The 553-nt window shown below is 49.2% G+C and carries 1 protein-coding gene; it reads right to left on the bottom strand.

Translation table 11 applies throughout. From position 1 onward, the window contains the following. Positions 1–7 precede the first annotated feature (7 nt). Positions 8–553, bottom strand: a 546-nt coding sequence (locus QN379_RS23500) for a hypothetical protein (RefSeq protein WP_323507776.1), incomplete at its 5' end; no start/stop codon positions are given.

Genomic DNA, 553 nt, shown 5'->3' on the forward strand with positions numbered 1-553 from the left:
TGAGCGGTCACGATGCGCCAGAATGGTCGGTCACGATAGACCAGAATCGGTGGTCACGATCGGCCAGAATACCCAGGGTGTTATAGACGAACTGCCCAAATGATAAAATGCTGTTGCCGATGTCGCTTAATGTGGGAATGTTTGATGGCGTTGCCTGAGTCGTACTATTGCTCGGACATGTTTCAGGGCCAGGTAGAGGCATGCCCTCCTTGGTATCTGGCAACGCCGTAAAACGTATTCCTGTCTCATGACAATACGCTGAAAATAATTGTTCTGGCTTACAGGCATTAGTTATTAGCATAGCTGCTAGCGCTAATCCCGTTTTTATGGGCGCTCCTTCAGAGACTGAATCACAACAGGAAACTGCGCTAGGGTTCGTGCCAAATTGCACGTACTCGAAGCCCTCTCGAAGTTTCTTCATGTCTGTCTGTTCTTTTTTGTCGTTTATTATTTTATTCTCTAGCTCCCTGTGAACCCGTTGTCGGCGCGTTGCCCGCGGGAACTTGGCGTTAAGAGATGACTTCCCGTTGCGAAGTGGCACTTCAATGCCGCT

The organism is Glaciimonas sp. Gout2 (genome assembly GCF_035018905.1).
GTDB lineage: Bacteria > Pseudomonadota > Gammaproteobacteria > Burkholderiales > Burkholderiaceae_D > Glaciimonas.